This is a genomic window from Microcoleus sp. F4-D5 (assembly GCF_036704885.1).
Classification (GTDB): domain Bacteria; phylum Cyanobacteriota; class Cyanobacteriia; order Cyanobacteriales; family Microcoleaceae; genus Microcoleus.
Map to the genome: position 1 here is coordinate 1 of NZ_JAUBSX010000149.1, position 6,746 is coordinate 6,746.

The 6,746-nt window shown below is 43.4% G+C and carries 5 protein-coding genes and 2 pseudogenes; 4 read left to right on the plus strand and 3 right to left on the minus strand.

Features of this window, described 5'->3' with window-relative positions; all coding sequences use genetic code 11:
- Window positions 1–42 precede the first annotated feature (42 nt).
- On the plus strand, window positions 43–321 hold the full coding sequence (locus QUA80_RS32730; protein ID WP_333429078.1) for a DUF423 domain-containing protein: 279 nt from the start codon (window positions 43–45) through the stop codon (window positions 319–321).
- 41 nt (window positions 322–362) lie between these two features.
- On the opposite strand, the gene QUA80_RS32735 is transcribed toward QUA80_RS32730, so the two are convergent.
- Window positions 363–1,457: a hypothetical protein gene (locus tag QUA80_RS32735; protein ID WP_333429079.1), complete on the minus strand. Its 1,095-nt coding sequence runs from the start codon at window positions 1,455–1,457 to the stop codon at window positions 363–365.
- 950 nt (window positions 1,458–2,407) lie between these two features.
- Between QUA80_RS32735 and QUA80_RS32740 the strand changes: the two genes are divergently transcribed.
- Window positions 2,408–3,841: a phosphoglucomutase/phosphomannomutase family protein gene (locus QUA80_RS32740; RefSeq protein WP_333429080.1), complete on the plus strand. Its 1,434-nt coding sequence runs from the start codon at window positions 2,408–2,410 to the stop codon at window positions 3,839–3,841.
- A gap of 349 nt (window positions 3,842–4,190) precedes the next feature.
- A pseudogene (locus tag QUA80_RS34055) lies at window positions 4,191–4,326 on the plus strand (IS4 family transposase); the annotation flags it as partial.
- Window positions 4,327–4,446: 120 nt separating this feature from the next.
- On the opposite strand, the gene QUA80_RS32750 reads toward QUA80_RS34055, so the two are convergent.
- Both QUA80_RS32750 and QUA80_RS32755 read right to left on the minus strand, forming a co-directional pair.
- Window positions 4,447–4,698: a hypothetical protein gene (locus tag QUA80_RS32750; RefSeq protein WP_333429081.1), complete on the minus strand. Its 252-nt coding sequence runs from the start codon at window positions 4,696–4,698 to the stop codon at window positions 4,447–4,449.
- A gap of 40 nt (window positions 4,699–4,738) precedes the next feature.
- Window positions 4,739–5,731, minus strand: a complete 993-nt coding sequence (locus tag QUA80_RS32755) for a transposase (protein ID WP_333429082.1) — start codon at window positions 5,729–5,731, stop codon at window positions 4,739–4,741.
- Between the two features lie 109 nt (window positions 5,732–5,840).
- Here QUA80_RS32755 and QUA80_RS32760 point away from each other — a divergent pair.
- Window positions 5,841–6,671: pseudogene (locus QUA80_RS32760) on the plus strand (IS4 family transposase); the annotation flags it as partial.
- Between the last annotated feature and the right edge of the window lie 75 nt (window positions 6,672–6,746).

Consider the following 6,746-nt stretch of genomic DNA (forward strand, 5'->3'; position numbering starts at 1 on the left):
AATTAATAATTAAATGGGGTCGCAAAATCAAAAATAAGGGCAATGCTTGTATCACAGTTTAAATGTGCAACAGCTTATCAAATGTACCATGCCCTAGCTCTATTACTCGTCGCTTTACTATCGAGCACCGCCCAAGAGTCTCAAACCTTTTTTGCAGTCGCTGGATGGGCTTTTATTGCCGGCACGATCGTCTTTTCAGGGAGTTTGTACGCGCTGAGTTTGACTGACATCAAATGGCTGGGTGCAATTACGCCCCTGGGGGGAGTTGCTTTTCTTATCGGTTGGGGATGTTTGGCAGTCGCTGCTTTTAATTTTAAATAGGCAACTGGTAAATTTTGAGGCTATTACCAATTACCAATTACTTAATTATCAAACACATCGCTGGAAAACATCTCTGTCACAGTACGCAAGTAAGGTAAAAATATCATTAAATCTTCAGTAGAAAGCCGATCGGAGATTTCCCAAAACAAAATCAGCAGCATATCCTGCACTAACTCCCAACTTACATGAAGTTTGGGGTACAACATCACGCAAATTGGAAACAATTCTTGCTGTACCGGGCGAATGCTACCTTCCAAAACACACCAGCACAAATAGCTTTGAAAAATCTCGACATCCCGGATACCAGAAATTTTTATCTCTCGATCGCTCAAATAACCGCTCCTGCTGCGGTATCCTTGATGCTGGGAACTAGCCCGATCGTAAACTGCACTAGCAATCTGAGTCGTGTGCTGCAACAAATGCTGAACGGCTAATAGAGCTCTTGAATTCGGGGGTTGATTCGCCGCAGTTTCGTTAATCTCTCCGTAGGGAATGTGCAGGTAGTCTTCTACAACTTTTAAGTATGGTGCAAATTGCGATCGCTCTAACTTTGAAAGACATCCTAACAAGATTTTGCTAGTGTATTGAAACTCCACCGCCACCAATCCCAGCGCTAACGGATCTGTCTCTGAGTATTTCCGCCTCATTTCGATAATATCTTTTCCCACCAACACTGACAAGCGGAAAATAGGTTCTCTATCCGCATAAGCGTCTATTGCTTTTAGATATAACGTGCGAGTGCTGGCGGCAATTTCTAAAGGATTAATTAAGATCGGATCGATCGCGTGCCGTTCTATTTGTTCCCCTAAAACACCTTCTACTCTACTCCAAGCTATCTCGCTGGCTAATTTCAGGTTATCTTTCAATTTGTCAACTATTTTGGCTCGATTTCCCTCAAAGTTGGTTGACTCTGCGCTTGGGGGAATTTGTCGCGGGGCTTGGTTTTCTCCTGCCGCCACTGTACTGTAATATTTTTTTGCCCAGCTAACGGCTAAGGAAGAAACGTTGGCGCCTTTAGCGTCTGGGAGTTTGTGAATGTCCGGTCTGCTAATACCTTGCGACGCCAGACTGTCGCCCTGTGCAAGTTCGTTTGCTGCTGGTAAATACTTTGAAGATATTTGTGAAATACCCGTCATGACAAACCTCGTTTTTTTATGAATTCGCACCCGATCCATTCCCTTAATTGTTAACGTTGCTAACTACAATTTTCTGCATTTCTACCCTGACAGTCATCGGCCATTGTGCTTAAAACTATAGGTCATTTGGCTATACTGCCTGCATTTTTTATAAGATACACGTTAATAGCGTTATTTAGTGTGCTTTAGGACACCATCACGCTGTGAATTTCCAGCATATTTTTTTTCCTGTCGAACCCGCAGAAAATAAATTTAATTTTTCTTAAATTTTCCGGCTTAAAGTCAATATAGCAATCCTAAGTGATTTTCTCGATCTGTAAAAGCTGAAAGTCTTGCTATACAAGAAGTCTAGGAAGACAAGGGGGCGTTGTGTTGTGAGACTCAGATCGGATTGCTATAGTGTTTCAAAAAAAACTGCTTTTTGAAACCTTTTATCTTTGTTTTATATCGATTTTGTCGATCGCCTGACTTTCTTAAATAACCTAGGCTAAAGTACCAGCGAGCGGTGATTTGGATTAATTTATTTCCCTAGCTAAATGAAAAAAGTATTTTGATACTTGCGTTTGTTAGGAAACCGTAACACATTAAACTATCTGCTTTTATAAATAAATAATTAAATTTAAGATGAGAATAAAATTTATCTGCGTTTCCTTAATCCATTGCCAGCGCGGTTTTTTAGCTTTTCCGATCGCCGGCAATTGATCGGCATTTATTCGCTCTCCAAACTACCCTTCAAAACTAGAATCTAGATAGACTCGCCCGATACCTGCTCAACGATATCAACTCCGGCTGGTTCGAGTCCTCCTCCTGCAGAGAGAGCTTGCCGCGATAGCGATAAGATGGGGTTGATTGGGCCGCACGGGCGATCGCTCCTCAAAAACAGCACGGCCACTAGCTCTTTAAGGCTATGCCTTCGGGTAGGATTAATAGGACGAGAGGAAGTGGATAAAATGAGCGCCAGCAGCAATTCAACAGAAATCAAGTTCGGAACCGATGGATGGCGGGGACTGATTGCCCATGACTTTACTTTTGCCAACGTGCGAAAAGTTACCCGGGCGATCGCCAGTTACCTAGAAACCGCTTACACCAAAGACCGCCCAGTTCTAGTCTCCTACGATACCCGCTTTCTGGCAGACGAGTTCGCCCGCACGGCGGCTGAAGTATTGGCAGATTTGGGATGGACTGTGAAAGTGGTCGATCGAGATTGCCCGACACCAGTAATCGCCTACAGCGCCAAGCATTTAAACTCCGCAGGAGCTCTGATGTTCACGGCTTCGCACAATCCCGCACCTTACTGCGGCATCAAATACATCCCCGACTACGCCGGCCCGGCAACCCCGGAAATTACCGATACAATTGTGGCAAATATTGCTGGTGCTTCTGATGCCCCAGCCAAAGGCAGCCACAACGATAAAATTTCCACTTTTGACCCGAAACCCGAATATCTGAAGTTTCTTTATACTTTGATCGATGTGGAGCGGATTCGCTCTGCTAAGTTGAAGGTGAAGTACGACGCGCTTTATTCGACTTCTCGCGGCTATCTCGACGGCGTTTTGGAACACTGCGGCTGCGATGTCGAAAGTTTTCACACCTACCGCGACGTGCTGTTTGGCGGCGGAATGCCCGAACCCAAGGGGGAACAGTTAGTTGAGTTGGTGGAAGTTGTTAAGAAGGATGCGGCGGATTTGGGTTTGGCTACCGATGGCGACAGCGATCGTTTTGGTATTGTTGACGAGTTGGGAAATGTCTTAACTCCGAATACTGTACTGTTGCTGCTGGCGCGTCACTTGGTGAAGAATAAAGGCTTGACTGGGGCGATCGTCCGTACCGTCGCAACTACTCATTTACTGGACAATTTAGCCGCCAAGTACGGTTTAACAATCTACGAAACCGCAGTCGGTTTTAAATACATCGGCGAAAAAATGCGGGAAACTGCGGTGCTCATCGGTGGCGAAGAGTCTGGCGGTTTGAGCGTTTTGGGTCACATCCCCGAAAAAGACGGGATTTTGGCTGATATGTTAGTTGCTGAGGCGATCGCCTATGAAGGCAAACCGCTTTCTCAGTTAGTCGAAGAAGCCATTAAAGAAGCCGACGGCCCCCTGTACAACAAACGTTTGGACTTGCACCTAGAAGAAGCCCACAAAGCAGCAGTTTTGGAATCTTTTACCAAGAATCCCCCGACGGAAGTAGCAGGTATCGGCGTTAAGGAAATCGGCCGCAAAGACGGGATTAAACTTTATCTTGAAGACGGCGGCTGGGTACTGCTGCGGCCTTCGGGAACTGAACCTTTGATGCGCGTTTACCTAGAAACAAATTCTGTGGAAAAAGAAAGCCAAGTTGCCCAACACATGGAAAAGGTAATTTCCCAGTTAGAACCTGTTTAAATTTCTACTTATTCCAACGCGGGGTTTTTCCCCTAGCGCTTGGGATTGTGAGGTGCGCCGAAGCGCACCTTACGTATTTTTGATAACTCTTGCAAAGCCTCTGAACCTGAAGGGGTAACAAGAGAGCTAGGCATTTGTGACAATTTAAGAAAAAGTGCAAATTGTCAAGGGGGTACACAAAAAAATGTAAAATAGGCTGCAACATCTATAGGGCAAGCAGTTGAGCCATAGTTGAACCAGTTATGATTCGCAAAAAAAAATCAACCGAGACCATGCAAAGAAAAAAAATCGTCCCCAAGTAGAAAATGAAGTGATCGCGAATCACCTGGAAGATTTATTAATTCCGGCAATGGCTGCCCAAAAAACTTTTTATCGCCAACTAAATCTAAGAGATAGGATTCTGACACTACCATTAATGATGGCAGCAATCCGCCAGTTTATTATGGCGAGACGTAGCAGGAGTAACAGAATTAACCAGATTATTAAATACTGGAGTTTAGACTAAAAAACGAGCGCATCTAAAAGTAGCTGCCTTTAAATATCCGGCAAGCTGTTACTCAAAAACTCAAGAGGGAGAAGATTAAATAGCTAATTTTGAAGATTTTTTACGCCCTTGAAACCCGTTTTTTGACAGTGGGATAGCACGGTGCCTTGGTACGTACCTTTCCTTTTTCCCAACCGGGGGCTTTTCCCCTATGTTTAGGGATTTTTGTAGGAGTACCAATGTCAACTAAAACCGAAAACATTGATTGGGCAACACGTCCAGGAGTTAAATCGATCGTCGCAGATTGCCAAGGGAGTCTATTCTCGATCACTAAATCTCTAGCCAGCCAGAGTTGCCAACTCATTAATGGCATTAAATCACTCCAACGCTCAGATTGTTCAGGAGTTCTCAAGTTAGGCAATGTCCAATGCAATCGTTGCGAAAGCAAATCGATACCAATGATCGACTCCAAAACGTCGCAAATATTTAAACCAAATAGTTTCTAAGGCTAGAGTTCGTTCTCCAACCCAAGCCAACCATAAGGGTGGAAACGGCTGACCGTTTGACATGGGCTTCATTCTTTCGACCAGAATTAAATTGATTTTCTGTTGGGCCGCACGATAAAAATGTAAGTCCAGCCATTGTCTGATGAGGACTTTTCCCAACTCTGGATGTTCGTCAATTTCAATCGCAGTATCCGCTTGAAGCCAGGTGTTTGGGTCGTTGAGTCTCATTTTTTGCCCGTGTTGCCGTGGTCTACCGCGACCACTATAGGCTGGCGGTGCTGACCATAAGCAGGCATTTTTTCGGACTCTCATTAAACAATCAGCAAGGATGGAAGCTTGCGTTAGCGCCAGCACCCAACTTGCATTCCCATATTCTCGATCTAAAACTGCTAAAACTGGGTTGACGCTCTGTTCACAGACAAGTTTGAGTTGGGAAGCTGCTTGAAGTATGGGTGAAGACCCGCTACTAATTCTTTCATGGAGCAGAGGTAATGCCCAACTTCCTTGTGCTTCTGGTATCCAGGCAATTGTACTGTATCCCTGTCCAACAGTTACGCCCCTCTGATATTCATGAGTTCTGTCTTTTAACGTTTTGGCATCTGGTCTCCCCCATGCAGTGTGGTCGATTGCCACTAATATGTGTTCCGTTGGGGGTGCTTCTTTCTGTAATTGCTCCAGATACAGCAGCATCAGTTTTTTTCGGTCTGGTCTTGTGTCTTGTAACGCTTCGTAGACGCTTGGCCATTGACGATTGAATAATGGATTGAGCGAAAATTCCGCTAAACACGACACATTCCTTGTGGTCATCACTGAATCCATCAGCTCGAATGTTGCATCCTTGGCTCGTACCAATAATTCGTATGCTGCTTGACGAAAGTCCTTTAATCGTTCACTGTTCATTTAAGGAGTGGATAGGTTTTATTTTTCACCCTCATTCTCTCCTTAACGGTGGCTCTAGTTCTTCTTTTGCCACCGTTCTCATCTTTGGTTAGTCTAAACTACAGTAAATAGAGAGGGATTTTTATGGTTTCAGCCACAAGAAATTAGTCAACAAGCATTATCGCTGAGATTTTTAACTTTTCCAGCAATTTTATTTGAAAAAGTATTTAAAGAATTATTGCCTCATTTTCGCCAAAAATGCTTAACAAGAAAATCAAGACCACTACCAGATAGCGTACAATTTGCTTTAAAAAGCTTTGATAATATCTGGATAGCTGATGGCTCAACATTAGAAGCATTATTTAAGAAGCTACAAAGTTTATCAGATGTGCCAATTGGTCAACTAGCCGGAAAAATGGGAGTAATTATAGACCTAGTAACTCATCTTCCCGAAGAAATTTGGTTGGGGGAAAATCCGAAACAAACAGATACTAATTGGGAGGAAAATTTACTAAAAACAGTTAAGCCAAAAACCTTGCTATTATTGGATAGAGGCTTCTATAATTTCGCTTTTTGGTCAAAACTAATTTCTCAATAAATTGGATTTATCACTCGAATCAAGAAAGGTGCATCTTATCAAATCGAGCGGGTATTAACCAATACTTATGATGTCAAAGACATGATAATTCAAATAAGTGCAGGCACAAAACAGACACCAGCTTTGACTATAAGATTAGTACAGATTCGCTCCCAGACTTCCTGGCGTTCTTATCTGACAAGTGTCCGAGAACCTGAAATATTGCCCCCCTATGTAGTAGCAGATTTATATCAAAGACGCTGGCGAATTGAAGACGCATTTTGTACAGTAAAAAGATTATTAAATCTCAGCTATTTATGGACAGGTTCATTAAACGGAATCAAGCTCCAAATCTGGGCTACTTGGCTATTTTATGCGGTTTTATCGCTCTTCCATCACTCTAAGCAGAAGAAAATAAGAAATATTCGGATTCAGTGCTCTCTGGGATAGCACCTCGCA

What these genes read in the sequence shown, in the direction of transcription:
- QUA80_RS32750 (WP_333429081.1), bottom strand. Translation starts at nt 4,698, where the DNA reads ATGCCATTAATGAGTTGGCAACTCTGGCTGGCTAGAGATTTAGTGATC.
- QUA80_RS32755 (WP_333429082.1), bottom strand. Translation starts at nt 5,731, where the DNA reads ATGAACAGTGAACGATTAAAGGACTTTCGTCAAGCAGCATACGAATTA.
- QUA80_RS32740 (WP_333429080.1), top strand. Translation starts at nt 2,408, where the DNA reads ATGAGCGCCAGCAGCAATTCAACAGAAATCAAGTTCGGAACCGATGGA.
- QUA80_RS32730 (WP_333429078.1), top strand. Translation starts at nt 43, where the DNA reads ATGCTTGTATCACAGTTTAAATGTGCAACAGCTTATCAAATGTACCAT.
- QUA80_RS32735 (WP_333429079.1), bottom strand. Translation starts at nt 1,457, where the DNA reads ATGACGGGTATTTCACAAATATCTTCAAAGTATTTACCAGCAGCAAAC.